This window comes from Micromonospora sp. NPDC047134, assembly GCF_040643455.1.
Classification (GTDB): domain Bacteria; phylum Actinomycetota; class Actinomycetes; order Mycobacteriales; family Micromonosporaceae; genus Micromonospora.
On the sequence record NZ_JBEYUI010000015.1, the window covers coordinates 101,428 to 121,045 of the forward strand.

The window sequence follows — 19,618 nt, forward strand, 5'->3', positions numbered from 1 at the left end:
TGACCGGTCGTCGGCGGCCATCGCCACGTGGGCGTTCCCGGCAGGCGGACTGGCGGGTAACCAAGCCTGCCCCCGGTCATCGGCCTCGGTCTAGGCTTGCCCGGTGACGGTGGAGCAGCGGGCCCGCAGCGCGAACAGCGGGGCTACGGGGACGGGGCGGCGCCGGTCCCGCAAGGACGAGATCCTGGAGATCGCGGTGGGGCTGTTCGCCTCCCGCGGCTACCACGGGGTGTCGATGGACGACATCGGCGCGGCGGCCGGGGTGACCGGCCCGGCCCTCTACCACCACTTCGCCGGCAAGGAGGCGATGCTGGTCGCCGCGCTGGTGCCGGTGAGCGAGGGACTGCTCGACGGAGGCCGTCAGCGCGCCGCCGGCCACCCGGGCGATCCACGTGCCGCCCTGGAGTCGTTGATCGACTTCCATGTCGACTTCGCATTGGCCAATCCCGCAGTCATCGCGTTGCACCTGCACGAGTTGGACCGGATGCCCGAGGAGCCCCGACGGCGCATCCGGCGCCTCCAGCGGCTCTACGTGGAGGAGTGGGTCACCGTGCTGACCGCCCTGCACGACGGGCTGCCCGACGGGGAGGCGCGGGTGCTGGCGCACGCCGCCTTCGGCCTGATGAACTCCACCCCCTTCCTCGGTGGTGAGGTGGACCGCCGCCGCCGGGCCGAACTGCTGCGCGCCGCCACCCTGGCCGCGCTGCTGGCCCCCACCGGACCGGCCTGAGGTCTCCTCCCCGGGGCTCCAGCAAGAGGGCCCTTCCTTGCTCCATGGCGGTGGGCCTGCCTAGCATGCGGTCCCACCATCTGGACGCTCGGAGGACCCATGATCGAGTCGTTGCTGGTCGCCAACCGGGGCGAGATCGCCCGCCGGATCATCCGTACCGCCAGGCGGCTCGGCGTACGCGCGATCGCGGTGCATTCCGAGGCAGACGCCGATCTGCCGTTCGTGCGGGAGGCCGACGAGGCGGTCTGTGTAGGGCCCGCCAACCCGGCGCAGAGTTACCGCAACACCGAGGCGATCCTCGCCGCCGCCGCCTCGACCGGGGCCCAGGCCATCCACCCCGGCTACGGCTTCCTGTCGGAGAACGCCGACTTCGCCCGTACCGTCGAGGCCGAGGGCCTGGTCTGGGTCGGACCGGGGGCGGACGCGATCAGCGCGATGGGCGACAAGATCAATGCGCGGAACCTGATGGCCGCCGCCGGGGTTCCGGTGGCCCCCGGCACCACCGAGCCGGCGGCCGATCTGACGGCGGCGGTCGCGGCTGCGAACCAGATCGGGTACCCGGTCATGGTGAAGGCCGCCGCCGGAGGTGGCGGCATGGGCATGGGGGTGGCCGCCGACGAGAGCGCCCTGCGCACCGAGTACGACAAGGTGCGTGCGTTCGCGGAGCGGATGTTCGGCGACGGCTCGGTGTTGATCGAGCGCTACTTCCCCCGGGTACGGCACGTCGAGGTGCAGATCCTGGGGCTGGCCGACGGCCGGGTGGTGGCCCTGGGTGAGCGGGAGTGCTCCGTGCAGCGCCGCAACCAGAAGCTGGTCGAGGAGTCCCCCTCCCCGGCGGTGTCGCCGCAGCTGCGGGAGCGCCTGCTGGCCGCGGCGGTACGGGCCGGTGAGGCGGTCGGCTACCGCAACGCCGGCACGGTGGAGTGTCTGCTGGTCCCCGGCACGGACGAGTTCTTCTTCCTGGAGATGAACACCCGGCTCCAGGTGGAGCACCCGGTCACCGAGCTGGTCTACGGCCTGGACCTGGTCGAGGAGCAGCTGCGGGTGGCCGCCGGCCTGCCGCCCACCTTCGACCCGGACGCGCTGAGCCCGCGCGGCCACGCCATCGAGTTGCGGATCAACGCCGAGGACCCGAAGCGGTTCCTGCCCGGCCCAGGGGTGATCAAGACCTGGGTGGAGCCCACCGGCGAGGGGGTACGGGTCGACTCCGGCTACGTCGAGGGCAACACGGTCACCCCCTTCTACGACAGTCTGATGGCCAAGCTCATCGTGTACGCCGACACCCGCGAGGCGGCGATCGCCCGGGCCCGTACCGCCGTGGCCGACTTCGCCCTGTCCGGCCCCAAGAACAACCTCCCCTTCTTCACCGAACTCCTGGACAACCAGGAGTTCACCTCCGGCACCTACGACACCACCCTGATAACCCGCATGCGCTGAACTTTTTGATCAACAGGGGTCGGGTGGGTGGGGTGGGATGCTGGGAAAGGAAGCAGGGCTCGATGGGTGTCACAGTGAGGTGGCCAGGATGACGGAACTGCCGGGGTTTGTGTCCATCCGGGAGGTTGGACCGCGTGACGGGCTCCAGAACGAGGAGCCGATTCCGACCGAGGCTAAGGTGCGGCTGCTCGACGCGCTGTCCCACACCGGGGTACGGCGGATCGAGGCGGTGTCGTTCGTGCACCCGAAGGCGATCCCGCAGATGGCCGACGCCGACGAGGTGTGGCAGCGGGCGACGAAGGTCGACGGGGTGAACTACTCGGCGCTGGTGCCCAACTCCCGGGGCGCTCAGCGGGCCCTGGCCGCCGGGTTCACCGAGATCGAAGTCGTCGTCTCCGCCAGCGACACCCACAATCGGCGCAACGTCAACCGCGGCACGGACGAGTCGCTCGACGACATCGCCGAGCTGATCGACCTGCTGCACGGCGCCGGCGCCACCGCCGAGGTGATCATCGCTACCAGCTTCGGTTGCCCGTACGAGGGGGACATCGACCCCGGCCGGGTGGCCGCCATCGTGGACCGGGTGGTCCGTGACGGCGCCGACCGGGTGGCCTTCGGCGACACCACCGGCATGGGTACCCCCCGACGGGTCCGGGACCTGCTGGCCGCCGTACGCGAGCGCAACGCGGACATCCCGGTGCTGCTGCACTTCCACAACACCCGGGGTACCGCCCTGGCGAACCTGTTGACCGCGTTGGAGTTCGGGATCACCGAGTTCGACGCCAGCGTCGGTGGCCTGGGCGGCTGCCCGTACGCCCCCGGTGCCAGCGGCAACCTGGCCGCTGAGGAGGCGGTGCACATGCTGCACGACATGGGCATCGACACCGGCATCGACCTCGACGCCCTGATCGAGGCCGCCAAACTCGCCGAGGAACTGACCGCCCGCCGCCTCCCCTCCGGCGTCCTCCGCGCCGGCCCCCGCACCCTGCTGACCCCCCTCCCCTAAACCCACCCCCACCCTCCCCCCGCGATCTTGCAGTTTTGGTCGCCATATATCGCCATGAAAGGTGCATATGGGCGACACAAAGTGCAAGATCGCGGGAGGGGTCGCGGGGGTGGGGCAGAGGGCGGGGTGGGTGAGGCGTGGTGGGGGGTGGGGGCAGTGGGGTAGATTAACGATCGTTCAGGTCGGCTGGGGTGGGGAGCCGTGGTGACGGTAGACGGTGGCGCGCTGGAGCAACTCGGTAAGCGGGTTCGGGCCGGCGGTGCGGAGAAGTACCACGCGGCGAACGCGGCCAAGGGCAAGCTGTTCGCCCGGGAGCGGGTGGCGCTGCTGGTCGATGAGGGATCCTTCGTCGAGGATGGACTCTTCGCCAACGCCCTGGCCGAGGGCCTGCCCGCCGACGGGGTGGTGACCGGCACGGCCACCATCGACGGGCGTCAGGTCTGCCTGATGGCCAACGATTCCACCGTCAAGGCCGGCAGCTGGGGCGCGCGTACCGTCGAGAAGATCATTCGGATCATCGAGCGGGCGTACGACACCGGGGTCCCGATGGTCTACCTGGTCGACTCGGCCGGGGCCCGGATCACCGACCAGGTGGAGCTGTTCCCGGGGCGCCGGGGTGCCGGCAAGATCTTCTGGAATCAGGTACGCGCCTCCGGCTCGATTCCCCAGGTCTGCGCGCTGTTCGGGCCTAGCGCGGCCGGCGGGGCGTACATCCCGGCGTTCTGCGACGTGGTGGCCATGGTGGACGGCAACGCCAGCATGTACCTCGGCTCCGACCGGATGGTCGAGATGGTCACCGGGGAGAAGACCACCCTGGAGGCGATGGGCGGTGCCAAGGTGCACTGCGCCGAGTCGGGGGTCGGGCACTTCCTCTGCAAGACCGAGGCCGAGGCCCTCGACGTGGTCAAGCGCTACCTGTCGTACCTGCCGGCCAACTGGACCCAGCAGCCGCCGACGGCGGAGCCGGTCGAGGCGCCCGCCCAGGCGGACCTGGCCGCGTTGGTGCCGGCCAGCGAGCGGCAGGCCTTCGACATGCGGCGGTACGTCAAGGGGCTGCTCGACGAGGGTTCCTTCTTCGAGATCCAGGCGCTCTGGGCCAAGGAGTTGACCATCGGGTTCGGCCGGCTGAACGGCGAGGTCGTCGGCGTGATCGGCAACAACTCGATGTTCAAGGGCGGGGTGCTCTTCGTCGACTCGGCCGACAAGGCGAGCCGGTTCGTGCAGCTCTGCGACGCCTTCAACGTGCCGCTGCTGTTCCTGTCCGACGTGCCCGGATTCATGGTCGGCAGCGCGGTGGAGAAGCAGGGCATCATCCGGCACGGTGCAAAGATGATCACCGCGATCTCCGAGGCGACCGTACCCAAGATCTGTGTGGTGGTCCGCAAGGCGTACGGCGCTGGTCTTTATGCCATGGCCGGGCCGGGCTTCGAGCCGGACGCCACCATCGCCCTGCCCACCGCGAAGATCGCGGTGATGGGCGCGGAGGCCGCAGTCAACGCGGTGTACGCGAACAAGATCGCCGCGATCGAGGACGAGGCCGAGCGGGCTGCCTTCGTCGCCGCCAAGCGCGCCGAGTACGAGCAGGACATCGACATCGTCCGGCTGGCCAGTGAACTGGTCATCGACACGATCGTCGAGCCGCACGAGTTGCGCGCCGAACTGGTCCGCCGCTTCACCGCCGCCCGGAGCAAGGATCGGCACTTCTCCCGGCGTCGGCACGGCGTAACCCCCGTCTGAACCGGCGTACCCGCAGCAGTCAGCACCGGCACCGTCGGCGGCGCCACAAGCGCCCGACGGCCGTCCACACAGGAGGAACCCGATGGACTTCCGGCTCTCCGAGGAGCACCAGGCCCTGCGCGACAGCGTGCGGGACTTCGCCCGCGAGGTGGTCGCGCCGGTCATCGCCGAGCACTACGAGCAGCACACCTTCCCGTACGAGATCATCCGGCAGATGGGCAAGATGGGCCTGTTCGGCCTGCCCTTCAGCGAGGAGTACGGCGGGATGGGCGGCGACTACTTCGCCCTCTGCCTGGCGTTGGAGGAGTTGGCCCGGGTCGACTCCAGCGTGGCGATCACCCTGGAGGCGGCGGTCTCCCTGGGCGCGATGCCGATCTACCGGTTCGGCACCGAGGAGCAGAAGGCCCGCTGGCTGCCGAAGCTGCTCAGCGGCGAGGCGCTGGCCGGGTTCGGGCTGACCGAGCCGGGCACCGGCTCGGACGCCGGGGGCACGGAGACCCGGGCCGTGCTGGACGGCGACGAGTGGGTGATCAACGGTTCGAAGGCCTTCATCACCAACTCGGGCACGGACATCACCTCCATGGTCACCGTCACCGCGGTCACCGGCACCCGACCGGACGGCGCCAAGGAGCTGTCCACCATCATCGTGCCGAGCGGCACCCCGGGCTTCACGGTCGCCCCCGGCTACTCCAAGGTCGGCTGGACCGCCTCGGACACCCACGAGTTGACCTTCGACGACTGCCGGGTGCCGGCGGAGAACCTGCTCGGCGAGCGGGGCCGGGGCTTCGCCCAGTTCCTGCGCATCCTCGACGAGGGTCGGATCGCCATCGCCGCCCTGGCCGTGGGGCTGGCCCAGGGCTGTGTCGACGAGTCGATCAAGTACGCCCGCGAGCGGCACGCCTTCGGCCAGCCGATCGGCAACTACCAGGCGATCCAGTTCAAGGTCGCCGACATGGAGATGAAGGCGCACACCGCCCGGCTGGCGTACTACGACGCGGCGGCCCGGATGCTGGCCGGGGAGCCGTTCAAGCGGCAGGCGGCGATCGCCAAGCTGCACGCCAGCACGATCGCGGTGGACAACGCCCGGGAGGCCACCCAGATCCACGGCGGGTACGGCTTCATGAACGAGTACCCGGTGGCCCGGTTCTGGCGGGACTCCAAGATCCTGGAGATCGGCGAGGGCACCTCCGAGGTGCAGCGGATGATCATCGCGCGGGACCTGGGGATGTGAGCCGAGCCGAGCAGTCGAGGCCAGGGTTCGACCGGCCGTAGGTCCTGGCGCCGGCTCTGCGCGGCTGACCCCGGCTCATCCTGTCGGCTTTCCGCATCGACCGGTCGGGTGGCTGACGCTCGTGTGTCGGCTGTCGGTCCTGGCCCGTAATGTCCGTGGCCATGACGCTGGGTCATGACCCCTTCTCGGCCTCGGTCGAGCCGTCCGACCTCGCGCAGCTGCTGCGCGGCCACCGTCGAGCCGCCGGCCTGACCCAGGCCGAACTCGCGGCCCGGGCCGGTGTCGGCGTACGGACGGTCCGGGACCTGGAACGGGGACGCTCCCTGCGTCCGCAACGGACCACGATCGAGCTGCTGGCCGGTGCTCTGGGACTGACCGGTGCCGCCCGTACGACCTTCGTGGCCGCCGCTCGGGGAGCCGGTGACGACCCGGTCGGCTCCGGTACCCCGACACCACCCATTCCGCCACCACCCGAGCTGATCGGGCGGGAGGGCGACCTGGCCGAGCTGGTGGCCCTGCTGACCGGGCCGCACGGCCCTCAGGTGATCAGCCTGGTGGGCCTGGCCGGGGTCGGGAAGACCGCGCTGGCCCTGGCCGTCGGTCATGCCGTACACCCTGGGGAGACCCGGGGGGTGCAAATCGGCGTCGGATCGGATGTCGCCGAGGTGCTCGCGGCCGTGCTGGAGGTCTTCGGGGCCGCCCGGGTCGCGGACCTGGCCGCCCGGATCGGCGATCGTCCGGGGTTGCTGTTGGTGGACGCGGCCGAACGGGCCCCCGAGGCGGTGGCCCGGACGGTGCCCCGCCTCGCCGAGGCGGCGCCCTCCCTGCGGGTACTGATCACCAGTCGGCATCCGCTGGGGCTGCCGGAGGAATGGGTCCGACCGGTCCCGCCCCTGGAGGTGCCGGCGCCGGAGGTCATCGATCCGGCGACCCTGGCGGCCTGTCCGGCGGTGGCCCTGTTCACCGCCCGGCTGGCGCAGGTCCGCCGGGAACCACCGGCCACCGAGGAGTTGCCTGCCCTGGCCACCCTGGTACGACGAACCGGCGGGTTGCCACTGGCCATCGAGCTGATGGCGGCACGCGGTCGACTGCTCAGCCTGACCGAACTGCTGGACCGGTACGGCGACCGGGTGCTGGATCTGGACCTGGCTGTCCGCAGCGGCTGGCAGGGTGGGCAGATGCGGCGGGACGAGCCCCGCGTACCGGTGCAGGAGACGCTGCGCGACGCGGTGGCGGCCAGCTACCGACTGCTGGACGACGAGGAACGTGCGGCGCTGCGGCGGTTCGCCGCGTTCGGCAACCGGTGGTCGCTGGAACTGGCCGAGGAGATGCTAGCCGGCACCGCCATCACCGCCGATCCCGTACGGCTGCTCGACCGGTTCCTGGAACTGGGGCTGCTGAACCTGCGCGGGGATGCACCGCTGCGCTTCCGGTTGCTCGACGCGGTCCGGGACTACGCGCTGGAGCGCGCCTCCGGCGCCGGTGAGTCGACCCTCATCCGTCGTCGGCACGCCCGGGTGATCGCGCGATTCGTGGAGCGCACCGTGGCGGGACTGGTCGACACGGAGGCCTGTCTACTCGACGAGGTCCGCGGGGACATCGATGCCGCGCTGGCGTACGCCGCAGTCGACGATCCCGGCACCGCCCTGCGTCTGGCGGTTGGCCTGCCGCCCTGGTGGCGACGTCGCGGGCAGGAAGCCGTGGGGCGGGAGTGGCTGTCCCGGCTGCTGACCGATCCGGGTACCGCTGATGTCGATCCGCAACTGCGCGCCCGGGCGGCGCTGGAGGTGGCGGCGCTGGCCGGTGCGGGTGAGGCTGCTGGGGAGGAGTCGCCGAAGGGCCGGGATCGGTCGCGGCGACGGGGGGTGGTGGCGCGGACGAGGAAGCCCCCTGTTGTCACCCCTCGCTCATCGTCCGCGCCGGCACCCCCCTGCACGCCCCCGCGGACCCGAGACTAGCGAGACGGGGACAGGCCATCTGTCGGATTTGATGGTCTATCCCCGTTTGATCGATGGGTTCTGCCGCATTTTCTGCCGCTGCTGTCACCCTCGGCTGGTCGGCCGAACACCGGTAGTTCACAGCGGGGGTTGATCAGTAGCCACGGTCACGCGATGATCAACCTTCGGTGGGGCTGGTGTCCTCCGTACGGACGGACTCGTCGCTGCCGGCGGTCGCGCAGGGATGCACCGCATCTCGCACCCGGCGCAGGCCGTCGAGCAGTGCGCTCAGGGCTGCGGGATCCAGTTGGCCGGTGAACCAGTCCTCGATGAGTTGGAGGTGGCCGGGCAGGCATTCATCGAGTCGACGCAGGCCGGCGGGGGTCACCACGGCGAAGGAGCTACGTCGGTCGGAGGGGCAGGCCTGCCGGACGATCAGGCCGTCGCGCTCCATCCGGTCGACCACCCGGGTCACCCCGCTGGTGGACAGCGAGGTCTGGGCGGCGAGGTCGGTCATTCTCAGTTGGTTGTCGGGCGAGCGGGTCAGTCGGGTGAGCACCTCGAACTCGACCGAGGAAAGCCCGTGTTCTTCCAGCTGCGCGGCGAATCGTGCCGACAGCCCGGCGTGCACCTCGAAGAGGAGGCCGACAGCGGTGATGCGTGAGTCGTTGAACACGTTCGGGTTCACCAGGCCATCCTATCAGTACTTGACACACGGAATATTGCTGAGAGTATAGTTGCTGAGTCAGCCGTTGACTTGCCGAACATTATCCCTGGAGGAAGTTCCCATGACCAGCACCGAGTCGGTTACCCGCGAATGGAACGGCCTGACCATCCCGGCGGCCGGCACCTACCTCCTGGACGCCGCGCACAAGCGGGTCGGCTTCCTGGCCCGGCACATGATGGTCTCCAAGGTGCGGGGTGAGTTCACCGAGGCCACCGCGACCATCACGATCGCCGAGGAGCCGTTGGAGTCGACCGTCAGCGCGACCATCCAGGCGGCCAGCATCACCACCGCCCAGGCCGACCGGGACGCACACCTGCGCAGCCCGGAGTTCCTCGACGTCGAGAAGTTCGCCACCCTGGAGTACCGCAGCACCGGGGTGAAGTCCCACAGCGGCAACGAGTTCGTCCTCGCCGGTGAGCTCACCATCAAGGACGTGACCCGCCCGGTCGACCTCAAGGTCGAGTTCGAGGGTGTCGGTCGCAGCCCCTTCGGCCAGGACATCTTCGGCTTCTCGGCGAGCGCCGAGATCGACCGTGAGGAGTTCGGCCTGACCTGGAACGTCGCCCTGGAGTCCGGTGGCGTCCTGGTCGGCAAGAAGATCAAGATCGAGATCGAGGGCGAGGGCGTCCGCCAGGCCTGATCCTGACACCCGCCGGCAGGCCCGCGCTGAAGCTCGCGCGGGCCTGCCGGCGTTGTCCACCACGTCGCGCTGCCACCGGTGGCACGTGTCGGCGAAATGTCGGGAAAACCACGCCGGATGCCCCGGACAACCATGCGGGACGCTGTGGCAACCACGGGGCCGATGCTTAATGTCACAGATTGTTCGTCAGTTGGACCGTTGGCCACGACAGCCCGGCTGGGTAGGAAGTCTTCTAGCGCGTCCGATCGGGCCCGTCGCTGGTCAGAGCGGCGTTGCTGGGCGGTGGACTGCGGCAGGGAACCGATGTTCGGGGCAGCCAGGTTCGGCGCGTCAGCGAGTATGGTTCACACTGCGCTGCGGAACGGCACTGGTTCCGTCGCGTCGCGCCCCGGGAGGAACACATGGGCAGGGATGTCGACCGAGCCACATTCTCCCGTGAGGATCGGGTCCTCTACCGGCAGAAGGTCCGCCGCTGCCTGGATGTCTTCGCCCTGATGCTCGACGACTTCGGCTTCGACGCCGACCGGCCGATGACCGGGCTGGAGATCGAGCTGAACCTGGTCGATCAGGCGGCTGAACCCGCCATGCGCAACGAGGAGATCCTCGCCGCCATCGCCGATCCGCTGTTCCAGACCGAGCTGGGACAGTTCAATCTGGAGCTGAACGCGAGTCCGAGACTGATCTCCGGTGACGGCTTCGCCGACTACGAGCGGGGCCTGCTGGGCAGCCTCAATCGGGCGGGTGAGCGGGCGGCCCGCTCGGACACCCGGATCGTCTTGGTCGGCATCCTGCCCACCCTGACCGAGTGTCATCTGGTCGCCGACAATCTGTCCACGAACGAGCGTTACCGGGTGCTCAACGACCAGATCGTCGGTGCCCGGGGCGAGGACATCGAACTGGACATCCGCGGGGTGGAGCGGCTGCGTACCCACACCGACTCCATCGCCCCCGAAGCGGCCTGCACCAGCCTTCAGTTCCACCTCCAGGTGGCGCCGGACAGCTTCGCCGACTACTGGAACGCCTCCCAGGCGATCGCCGGAGCACAGGTGGCGGTGGGGGCCAACTCCCCCTTCCTGTACGGCCGGCAACTATGGGCGGAGACCAGGATCGCCCTGTTCGAACAGGCTACCGACACCCGCCCGGATGAGTTGAAGGCGCAAGGGGTACGACCCCGGGTGTGGTTCGGGGAACGCTGGATCACCTCGATCTTCGACCTCTTCGAGGAGAACGTCCGCTACTTCCCGCCGCTGCTGCCCATCTGCGAGAGCGAGGACCCGGTCGAGGTCCTGCACGCCGGCGGGGTGCCCGAGCTCGCCGAGCTGAGGCTGCACAACGGCACGGTCTACCGCTGGAACCGCCCGGTGTACGACATCATGAACGGGCGCCCACATCTGCGGGTCGAGAACCGGGTGCTGCCGGCCGGGCCCACCGTGGTCGACATGCTGGCCAACGCCGCCTTCTACTTCGGGCTGGTCCGGGGCCTGGCCGAGGCAGACCGTCCGATCTGGAGCCAGCTGACCTTCAGCTCCGCCGAGGAGAACTTCCACGCCGCCGCCCGACGGGGCATGGACGCCGTAGTGCACTGGCCCCGCCTCGGTGAGGTGCCGGTGACCAAGCTGGTCCTCGACGTGTTGTTGCCCATCGCCTTCGACGGGCTGGACGGCTTCGGGGTGGCCCCGGCCGAACGCGACCGGCTGCTCGGCATCATCGAGCAGCGCTGTCGTACCGGCCGTAACGGTGCGGACTGGCAGACCTCGACCGTGTGGGCCGCCCAGCGGCAACGGGGCATGGACCGGCGGGCCGCCCTGCACCACATGCTTCAGCGGTACGCCGAGTTGCAGGGCAGCAACGAACCGGTGCACACCTGGCCGATCGACTGACCTCAGCGGGCTCGCCGCGAGGGCCGGGCAGGTCCCCTCCGGGTCTGCGGCCCCTCCGGTGACCCCTCGGCCCCGGGAGTCGCATCCGACTTCTCCCGGACCCCGCCGGAGGTGATCTCCGCAGGCTCCGCCCCGGCCTGCTCATCCGACCTGGTGGGCTTGGCGCCGGCCACCCCGGCACCGTCCCCGGCCGCACCGGCGCTGTTCGCGGTCGCATCGGCGTGGTCGCCGGTCGGCTCGCCGGGGCTGTTGTTCTCGGTCGGCTCGCCGGTGACCCCGGAGGCGATGTCGTCGTCCCCGGAGCGCTGCCGAGGCAGCGGCGGGGTGGAGGGCTGATCGGCGACCGGCTGGTCCGACCGGCGTCGGGCAGCCCGCTGGGCGAGCGCGGCGACCAGGACGGATCCGCCGACTCCGACTATCGCCGCGTACGGAGCGATGAGGTGGGCGGACACCTGCTCGGGGCTGATCGCCGTCAACCTCGGTACGGCGAGGAAGTAGGCGATCGCCACCAGCAGAGGGCCGGCCGCACCGGAGGCGGTGGCGCCGACCCGCCGATCGGAGTCGCGTACCCCCCGCCAGGCGGCCAGGGCACCGATCGCCAGTGCCGAACCGAGCGAGAGGAGGGCTCCGGGCCAGTAGAAGTAGTCCCGGATCCAGAACTGGTCGCTGTCGGAGCTGAGCTGCCAGATGCCCAACTGGGCGGTGGTCAGACCCCGACCGGCCAGCACCGAGTCGACCACGGCGACGACCGCGAGCAGCCACAACCAGCCGGCGGTGGCGATCACATTGGTGGCTGCCGCCCGACAGCGCAGCGACCAGAGGGCCACCAAGGCACCCACCAGTACGCCGACTGCGGCGTACCCGGCGGCCATGTCCCGGGGCGCGGGGGTGTCCGGTACCACCGCGACCCGGGCGGGTACCGCGACCAGCAGCACGGTGATCAGTGCGCCCAGAGCGGCGGCCCCGGCCAACGCGATTGACCACCCGCCGTCACCGGGGCGTCGGCCGGTCTGCGAGGGTCGATCCGGGTCGCCTGTCGAGGTCGGGTCGGCCGGGCTGGGGTGCCGGTCGCGGAGCCGTTGGGCGCAGACCGCACCGAAGATGGTCGAGTTGGCGGCGATCCAGGTGGCCCAGATCAGACTGGCCACCCAGGCCGCCGTGCCGGCCGTCGGATCAGCCGGTGCCCAGTTCAGAATGCCCAGGCCGTACGCGAAACCCAGTTGGGCGGCACCGGCGCCGGCGGCTACGCCGGCTGCGGTGGCTATCGATCCTCCCCAGCCCTGTCTGGCCATGCCGGGCAGCGTAACCTCCTGTGCTCGGTGCGGCGAGTCGTGCGCCGTACCGGAGGGTGATGGTGACGGAGGGTGTCTGGCGTCGGTGATCACAGACGCCGATGATTGGGCGGTGGGGGCGATTCCCGGGTGTCGAGTACCGACCCGGAGGCCGGCAGCCTGGTGGAACGCGGTGTCGTAGTCGTGATCAATGTGATCGGGTCGCCACCGCCGACCGAGGTGCCGAACGTGCTGGGGACGGACTGCCGGGCGGCGGCCGACCTCCTGCGCTACGGATTCGTCCCCCGCCATCCGGCCGGGCTGGACGGCGCGGTCACCGCCCAGAAACCTGCCGGTGGCACCCTCGGCCGGTGGGACGACGAGGTGCGCCTCGTCTGCGGAACCCCGGGGGACAGCCCGGATTCGCAGTGACCGGACGCCCGACACGCTGATGCCGGCCGATGGCCCGCGGAGGCGCTAGGTTGACCAGGGTGGGGATGTCGAGATGAGCGAGCGGGGCGAGGAACAGCCGGACGACCGGACACGTCCGTTGCCTTCGTCCGCCGCAGATCCCGACCACACCCGCCCCTTGCCTCCGGCTGCCGCAGATTCCGACTCCGCCGCAGATTCCGACCAGACCGCCATCCTGGGCGGCACCTCTGGACCCCCGGCGGCGGACCCGACCGTACCGGTGCCTCCGGTGCGGCGGGCGGAGCCATGGTCGGGACGGGCCGAGGTGCCGCCGGCGGGTTCCGGTCAGGAGCGCGACCTGGCCGCCGGCGAGTGGTACGGCGACGACCCGGCCGGGCGGCGCTGGTGGCTGCCGATCGTCTGGGGCATCGCCCTGCTGCTGCTCCTGGCGCTGCTCGGGACAGGGCTGTGGCTGGCCCGTCAGGCGGTCGACGAGGGAGACTCCGGCCCGCCCTCGCCGCAGCCGACCACCTCGGCGGCACCCACGAGCGACTCGCCGTCACCCACCCGCTCGCCCTCGGCCACGCCGACGACCAGTGCGGCGCCGACCACCCTGCCGCTGCCCCCACTTGTCGGCCTCACCGAGGAGGCCGCCCGGGCCCTGCTGGACCGGCTGGATCTCGAACCCCAGGTGGAGTACCGCCCGTCGAACCAACCGGCGGGGACGGTGATCGCCACCGACCCGGGGGCGGGGGATCCCGTCGAGTCGGGCGACGTGGTCAGGTTGGTGGTCGCCGATCCGAGCCCGTCGACACCGGCCCCGGAGCCGCCGAGCACCGAGCCGACCACTGCACCGACGACCACTGATCCGACGGCCACGGCCAGCCCCACCAGGTGACCGTCGGAGGGCTCACCACTGGCGGCGTCTGGTACCCACCAGCCCCAGCCCGGCCAGGGAGATGGCCAGCCCGAACACCCCCGACCAGAACAGCGACCGACTGAGTTCGTCCGCGCTGTGCTCGCCGACGGTGTGACCGGTCCTGCCCGCTCGGTGGGGGGCGGAGGATTCGGGGCCGCCGGGCAGGTTGGCCGAGCCCTCGGGCGGCACGGCGAAGTCCTCGTCGGTGAACTCCTCCCAGGTGGGTGGGAAGTCCTCCGTCGGGGTGGCTTCCACCACCGTGATCTCGGGGGCGGGCACCGGTTCGGCCAGCCGGGTCGACGACAGGGCGGGATCCCGGATCAGCACCGCCAGGGTGGCGGCGGCACCCAGCAGTGCCAGGATTCCGAAGGCGTAGGCGATACGGGACCGATGGGGCCGCCGCGCGGACAGATTGACCATGGCCATCCCAGGTTCAGGGTCCTGGAGGCGCGGTGGAGAGGTGCCGGGGTGGGCACACCGATTCTATGGTGCCGGTGTGCCCCTCGGCGGCTGTTCCGAAGGCTCAGCCCGTCGTGGCTCGGCTGCTCAGGCCGTACGGATCGGGGTCCGGCTCACGGGCCGGCGGAGCGAGCGGACGGTGTGCGGCTGCGGCTGCGGCGCGGCCTGAAGCAGTCGCAGCCCATCCCGCTTGACGAAGATGGACCGGCGGTTGACCGCGTCTCCCACCGCGTTCAACTCGTAGCCTTCCAGCCAGAGCCAGCCGTCGTAGGTGGGCCGGTCCAGCACCCGGATCACCCGGAAGTGAATGGGCTTGGCGAACTGGACACTGGCCGCGCTGTTCACGTGCAGTACGTCACCGGAGCGGGGAAGCACATGGGCTCCTGAAGGTCGGCCGGCGGGGAAGGCCGGCAAGGCTGTGTGGGGGCAGTGCGGACTTCCGGCGGGGAGGTCGTGTCTCTACACCGGTGCGGGACGATGACGGGTCGAGCGGTGCTGGTGGCCACCGGCCCGTCATGTCTCGGCTGTCACGGAAAGCGGCTGACGCTACCGCCTCCGATTGCACCGCAGTGATCACAGGGGGAGACTGGATCGAAACGGTGCGTAGCCTGGGTCATACGGACAGAGTGCATCAGCGTCGTGCTTCATGCAAGTTGCATGTCGACTTTTGCCGATACGTGAGCGGCTCGCGCGAAACGACGCTTGAACGTTCCACCACCCAAACGGCACACTGGGACCGGTTTCGCCCGTCGCGGCCGGTCGAGGACCGGCTTCATCCCCCTTTGCCGCGAACGTCCGCCGCCCCATGGATCGCGCCCCAGGCGGCGGCACGCAGCGGCGCGTCGAGGCGGAAGGTGACACCGTGAGTGAGCGGCGTAGTCCGACCATCCGGCGACGCCGACTCGGCGCGGAACTTCGTCGCCAGCGGGAGACGGCCGGAATCACGATCGAGGCGGTCGCCGAGCAACTGGAGTGCTCGGCGTCGAAGATCTCCCGGATCGAGACCGGCCACACGACCGCGACCCCCCGGGACGTTCGGGACATGCTCCGCATCTACGGGGTGGTCGGCGCCGAGAGCGACGAGTTGGTGCAGATCGCGCGGGAGGCGCGGCAGAAGGGATGGTGGCATCCGTACAGCACGGTTCTGGTCGGGGCGTACGTGGGCCTGGAGGCCGCGGCCAGCTCGATCCGTGCGTACGAGCAGCAGGTCGTTCCGGGCCTACTGGAGACCGAGGACTACGCCAGCGCGATGATCCGTGCGGCCCGCCCTGACTTCACCGAGGAACAGGTGCGGCAACGAGTGCGTGTCCGACTCGGTCGTCAGTCGTTGTTGACGCAGGACGATCCGGTCGATCTGTGGGTGGTGCTCGATGAGGCGGTGATGAGCCGTCCGGTGGGCGGGGACGCGGTGATGCGCGCTCAGCTCCAGCAGTTGGTGGAGGTGGCCAAGCTGCCGAACGTGACGTTGCAGGTCCTGCCCTTCGAGGTGGGAGCTCACGCCGGCATGGACGGCACCTTCACGATTCTGGGCTTCCCTGAACCCGGTGATCCGGATGTCGTGTACGCGGAGAACGCCACGGGTGGGCTCTTCCTGGAGAAGAGCGACGAACTACAGAAGTACAACTTCATCTTCGATCACATTCGAGCAGCGGCCATGCGTCCGGAGGAGTCCGTCGGGTACATCGCAAAACTGGCAGAGGAGCCGCTGTGGAAATGGCGACGCAAGGATTCCCCGTGAACCTGACGCAGGCGCACTGGTTCAAGAGCTCGAAGAGCGGGCCGAACTGTGACAACTGCGTTGAGGTGGCGTATGTGACCGGGGCGGTCGGCGTCCGGGATTCGAAGGACAAGGCCGGACCGGCCCTGGTCTTCGCCCCGGGTGACTGGCGCGCCTTCGTCGCCGGCACACGGGACGGCGTCTTCGGACGGGACTGATCCCGTAGTAGTGACTGGTCCCCGATCGGCTCGTCCGGTCGGGGACCAGTTCGTGCCGACGGTCGGCACGGCTGCCGTCGCCACTTCGTGTCCGTCTCGTTGTACCTCTCGGTACGCGCTGGTCGACATCCCCCCGAGCAGGGCGGGTATCCGAACGAGGCAGGCGAGACGATGACGAGTATCGGGTCGGACAACCTCACCAACGGGCCGGGCAAGCCGGAGCGGTTCGGTGGGAAATATCGCGGGGCTCGGCGGGACACCGTGTTGACCGAGGTGGTCTCTACGGACCCCGAACACCCTGGGCGGGAGGCCAGCCCGACGGGCGAGCCGGCGGCTTCGCCGCTCACCCTGCCGTCGCTGGACCCCAATCCGCTCACCGAGCCGTCCTTCCCGGCGGCCGGCTGGTCGACCATGGACGAGGGCTCCCTGGCGGATCATCCGCTGCTGCGCGGACTGCTGCTGGAGTTGCCCCCCAGGGGCAGTGTGCCGCCGCCGGGCTGGCTCGACCGCTGGTTCGAGGCGACCCGGGCGATCCTGGAACTGCTATACGTGCAGGGCACGGGCCGGGCTCGGTGAGCTGACGGCCCGCTGCGGCATGGCCCGCTCGGCCAGCCGGTTGTGCCGCAGCGCGTGGCGGACCCCGATGGCCACCACGCCCAACACTCCGATGGTGACCGCCGGTCCGGTGGCACCGGGGCCGAAGAACTGACCGACGCCGCTGGCCGCGATCAGGGCGGGCAGCAGGGCCAGTCCGGTCACCTGCAACGGCAGCCCGATCATCGGATGGGCGGCGGCGGCCCGCAGCCCGTGCGGGGCCGGGGTCGTGGCGGTGGCGGCCAGTGCCCCCGCTCCGGCCCGGAGCCGACGCACCCGGCGTACGGTGCAGATCGCCACCGTCAACGCGGGCAGGGCGGCCAGGGCCAGGCCACCGGCGGCCCGGTCGGCCAGGGTGGCACCGGCGGTGGTCAGGCCGGCGATCGGCAGAGCCACCGTCAGACCGAGCCCGACCAGGGTCAATCCGAGCAGCCAGCCGGTGTGTCGGCGCAGCCCGCGTGCGTGCCGCATCCGGGGCAGCCCCTCCGCGAGGTAGCCGGCGGCCCACCAGACGACTGCGACCGGGAGCAGGAGGACCAAGTGGTTCTGCATACCGGTCAGCCTTGCCCGTTTTTCGTGTCGGCGAATCCGGGTTGGTCCCCGGTCCCTCCCGTACCCGTACCCGTAGGGGGACCATCGCTTCGTGTTATGGGTGATCCGACATGTTTATCTGGTTGAACACCTCGAACTACCCTCTTCTTGATCGGCATCCTTCGATCTAGCTGTCCCGAGCAGGTGGCGAAGGCTGTCGATGAGAGGGAGGTAGTAGGAAGATGGCTCTTCCACAAAGGTCCGTTTTCGTCGGGTTGGCTGCGCTGGCCATGGTGGCGGCAGCGACGCCGGCCATGGCCGCCGAACCGGTCGGCACCATCCGAAGCGCCGGCGGCGCCACCGCCGTCAAGGACAGCTACATCGTCGTGTTCAAGGACAGCGAGGTGAGCCGTACCGCGGTCGGTTCCTCGGTGGAACGCCTGCTGCGCCGCCACGGTGGAGCCACGGCCCGCACCTACAGCACCGCCATCCGGGGCGCCGAGCTGCGGATCAGCGCCAAGGCGGCGGCCCGGATCGCCGCGGATCCGGCGGTGGCGTACGTCGAGCAGAACCACACCGTGCAACTGGCGGCCACCCAGACCAACCCCCCGTCCTGGGGCCTGGACCGCATCGACCAGCGCAACCTGCCGCTGAACAGCTCCTACACGTACCCCAACACGGCCTCGAACGTGACCTCGTACATCATCGACACCGGCATCCGGACCTCCCACTCGGACTTCGGCGGCCGGGCGACCTGGGGCACCAACGCGGTCGACTCCAACAACACCGACTGCAACGGCCACGGCACCCACGTCGCCGGTACGGTCGGCGGCACCGCGTACGGCGTCGCCAAGGCGACCCGACTGGTGGCCGTCAAGGTGCTCAACTGCTCCGGCAGCGGCACCAACGCCGGGGTCATCGCCGGGGTCGACTGGGTCACCGCGAACGCGGTCAAGCCCGCCGTGGCCAACATGAGCCTCGGTGGCGGGGCGAACACCACCCTCGACAACGCGGTGATCAACTCGATCAACTCCGGTGTCACCTTCGTGGTGGCCGCCGGTAACGGCAACAGCCTCGGGGTCCGGCAGAACGCCTGCAACTACTCCCCGGCCCGAACCGCACCGGCGATCACGGTCGGCGCCACCCAGAACAACGACGCTGCCGCCAGTTTCTCCAACTTCGGCACCTGCGTCGACATCCTGGCGCCCGGCGTGAGCATCACGGCCCCGTGGATCACCAACGACACCTCGACGAACACCATCAGCGGTACCTCGATGGCCTCGCCGCATGTCGCCGGTGCCGCCGCCCTGGTGCTCTCGGCCAACCCGTCCTGGAGCAACCAGCAGGTGCGGGACTACCTGGTCAACAACTCCACCCCGAACGTGATCAGCAACGTGGGCACCGGTACCCCCAACCAGCTGCTCTACGTGGTCAACGGCAGCACCCCGCCGCCGACCAACGACTTCTCGGTCTCGGTCTCGCCGACCTCGGGTTCGGTCGCGCCGGGCGGTTCGGCGACCGCCTCGGTGTCCACCGCCACCACCAACGGCTCGGCCCAGTCGGTAAGCCTCTCGGCCAGCGGCCTGCCGTCCGGGGCGACCGCCTCGTTCAGCCCGGCCACGGTCACCTCGGGCGGGTCCTCGACCCTGACCATCAGCACCTCGGCCAGCACCCCGGCCGGCACCTACCCGGTGACCATCACCGGTAGCGCGGCCTCCGGCACCAAGACCGCCACCTACACCCTGACGGTGACCGGCAGCGGTAGCGGCAGCTGCTCCGGCACCAACGGCACGGACGTGTCGATCCCGGACGCCGGGTCGGCGGTCACCAGCTCGATCACCATCGCCGGCTGCAACCGCAACGCCTCGTCCAGCTCCACCGTCGCGGTGAACATCGTGCACACCTACCGTGGTGACCTGGTCATCGACCTGCTCGCCCCGGACGGTTCGTCCTACCGGCTGAAGAACAGCAGCGGTTCCGACAGCACGGACAACGTGAACACCACCTACACGGTGAACCTGTCCAGCGAGGCGGCGAACGGCACCTGGCGCCTTCAGGTGCGCGACGTCTACCGCGCTGACACCGGCTACCTCAACACCTGGACCCTGAACCTCTGACCCTCGTACGACATCGGGCCCTCGACCACTTGGTCGGGGGCCCGATCGTCGACACT

Annotated in this window: 18 protein-coding genes and 1 pseudogene; 14 read left to right on the forward strand and 5 right to left on the reverse strand. The window is 70.1% G+C overall.

Annotated elements, in window-relative coordinates:
• Window positions 1–103: 103 nt before the first annotated feature.
• The 6 genes and pseudogenes from ABZ795_RS19130 to ABZ795_RS19155 form a co-directional block, all read left to right on the forward strand.
• The gene (locus ABZ795_RS19130; protein WP_357531312.1) at window positions 104–730 is read left to right on the forward strand and encodes a TetR/AcrR family transcriptional regulator; all 627 of its coding nucleotides are present in this window, start codon (window positions 104–106) and stop codon (window positions 728–730) included.
• A 99-nt stretch (window positions 731–829) separates the two neighbouring features.
• A complete protein-coding gene (locus ABZ795_RS19135) occupies window positions 830–2,167 on the forward strand; it encodes a biotin carboxylase N-terminal domain-containing protein (protein WP_357531313.1) in 1,338 nt (445 codons plus the stop codon).
• A gap of 97 nt (window positions 2,168–2,264) precedes the next feature.
• A complete protein-coding gene (locus ABZ795_RS19140) occupies window positions 2,265–3,173 on the forward strand; it encodes a hydroxymethylglutaryl-CoA lyase (protein ID WP_357531340.1) in 909 nt (302 codons plus the stop codon).
• 204 nt (window positions 3,174–3,377) lie between these two features.
• Complete coding sequence (locus ABZ795_RS19145) at window positions 3,378–4,910, forward strand: acyl-CoA carboxylase subunit beta (protein WP_357531314.1); 1,533 nt, start codon at window positions 3,378–3,380, stop codon at window positions 4,908–4,910.
• An 82-nt stretch (window positions 4,911–4,992) separates the two neighbouring features.
• Window positions 4,993–6,141 (forward strand): acyl-CoA dehydrogenase family protein, encoded by a 1,149-nt coding sequence (locus ABZ795_RS19150; RefSeq protein ID WP_357531315.1) that lies wholly within the window; start codon window positions 4,993–4,995, stop codon window positions 6,139–6,141.
• A gap of 161 nt (window positions 6,142–6,302) precedes the next feature.
• Window positions 6,303–7,943: pseudogene (locus tag ABZ795_RS19155) on the forward strand (helix-turn-helix domain-containing protein); the annotation flags it as partial.
• A gap of 313 nt (window positions 7,944–8,256) precedes the next feature.
• Here ABZ795_RS19155 and ABZ795_RS19160 read toward each other — a convergent pair.
• On the reverse strand, window positions 8,257–8,766 hold the full coding sequence (locus ABZ795_RS19160) for a MarR family winged helix-turn-helix transcriptional regulator (RefSeq protein ID WP_357531316.1): 510 nt from the start codon (window positions 8,764–8,766) through the stop codon (window positions 8,257–8,259).
• A gap of 100 nt (window positions 8,767–8,866) precedes the next feature.
• On the opposite strand from ABZ795_RS19160, the gene ABZ795_RS19165 reads away from it, so the two are divergent.
• Both ABZ795_RS19165 and ABZ795_RS19170 read left to right on the forward strand, forming a co-directional pair.
• Window positions 8,867–9,445, forward strand: a complete 579-nt coding sequence (locus tag ABZ795_RS19165) for a YceI family protein (protein ID WP_327023476.1) — start codon at window positions 8,867–8,869, stop codon at window positions 9,443–9,445.
• A 401-nt stretch (window positions 9,446–9,846) separates the two neighbouring features.
• Window positions 9,847–11,325, forward strand: coding sequence for a glutamate--cysteine ligase (locus tag ABZ795_RS19170; protein WP_327023475.1), 1,479 nt, complete (start codon window positions 9,847–9,849; stop codon window positions 11,323–11,325).
• Window positions 11,326–11,327: 2 nt separating this feature from the next.
• Here ABZ795_RS19170 and ABZ795_RS19175 read toward each other — a convergent pair whose 3' ends face one another.
• Window positions 11,328–12,617 carry a hypothetical protein gene (locus ABZ795_RS19175; RefSeq protein ID WP_357531317.1) on the reverse strand — a complete coding sequence of 430 codons (1,290 nt, stop codon included), beginning with the start codon at window positions 12,615–12,617 and terminating at the stop codon, window positions 11,328–11,330.
• Between the two features lie 129 nt (window positions 12,618–12,746).
• Between ABZ795_RS19175 and ABZ795_RS19180 the strand changes: the two genes are divergently transcribed.
• Entirely contained in the window at window positions 12,747–13,028 is a 282-nt protein-coding gene (locus ABZ795_RS19180; protein ID WP_357531318.1) for a hypothetical protein, read from the forward strand.
• A gap of 73 nt (window positions 13,029–13,101) precedes the next feature.
• Entirely contained in the window at window positions 13,102–13,905 is an 804-nt protein-coding gene (locus ABZ795_RS19185) for a PASTA domain-containing protein (protein WP_357531319.1), read from the forward strand.
• A gap of 12 nt (window positions 13,906–13,917) precedes the next feature.
• Here the strand turns inward: ABZ795_RS19185 and ABZ795_RS19190 are convergent, their stop codons facing one another.
• Both ABZ795_RS19190 and ABZ795_RS19195 read right to left on the reverse strand, forming a co-directional pair.
• The gene (locus ABZ795_RS19190; protein WP_327023471.1) at window positions 13,918–14,346 is read right to left on the reverse strand and encodes a hypothetical protein; all 429 of its coding nucleotides are present in this window, start codon (window positions 14,344–14,346) and stop codon (window positions 13,918–13,920) included.
• Between the two features lie 126 nt (window positions 14,347–14,472).
• Window positions 14,473–14,760: a hypothetical protein gene (locus tag ABZ795_RS19195; protein WP_327023470.1), complete on the reverse strand. Its 288-nt coding sequence runs from the start codon at window positions 14,758–14,760 to the stop codon at window positions 14,473–14,475.
• 487 nt (window positions 14,761–15,247) lie between these two features.
• Between ABZ795_RS19195 and ABZ795_RS19200 the strand changes: the two genes are divergently transcribed.
• The 3 genes from ABZ795_RS19200 (at window position 15,248) to ABZ795_RS19210 (ending at window position 16,896) form a co-directional block, all read left to right on the forward strand.
• On the forward strand, window positions 15,248–16,123 hold the full coding sequence (locus ABZ795_RS19200) for a helix-turn-helix transcriptional regulator (protein WP_327023469.1): 876 nt from the start codon (window positions 15,248–15,250) through the stop codon (window positions 16,121–16,123).
• On the forward strand, window positions 16,099–16,320 hold the full coding sequence (locus ABZ795_RS19205) for a DUF397 domain-containing protein (RefSeq protein WP_327027334.1): 222 nt from the start codon (window positions 16,099–16,101) through the stop codon (window positions 16,318–16,320). The genes ABZ795_RS19200 and ABZ795_RS19205 overlap by 25 nt, the downstream gene beginning before the upstream one ends.
• Before the next feature lie 171 nt (window positions 16,321–16,491).
• A complete protein-coding gene (locus ABZ795_RS19210) occupies window positions 16,492–16,896 on the forward strand; it encodes a hypothetical protein (protein WP_327023468.1) in 405 nt (134 codons plus the stop codon).
• On the opposite strand, the gene ABZ795_RS19215 is transcribed toward ABZ795_RS19210, so the two are convergent.
• Window positions 16,864–17,466 carry a hypothetical protein gene (locus ABZ795_RS19215; protein WP_327023467.1) on the reverse strand — a complete coding sequence of 201 codons (603 nt, stop codon included), beginning with the start codon at window positions 17,464–17,466 and terminating at the stop codon, window positions 16,864–16,866. The two genes, ABZ795_RS19210 and ABZ795_RS19215, sit on opposite strands and share 33 nt — an antisense overlap.
• Window positions 17,467–17,687: 221 nt before the next feature.
• On the opposite strand from ABZ795_RS19215, the gene ABZ795_RS19220 reads away from it, so the two are divergent.
• On the forward strand, window positions 17,688–19,562 hold the full coding sequence (locus ABZ795_RS19220; RefSeq protein WP_357531320.1) for a S8 family serine peptidase: 1,875 nt from the start codon (window positions 17,688–17,690) through the stop codon (window positions 19,560–19,562).
• Window positions 19,563–19,618 lie beyond the last annotated feature (56 nt).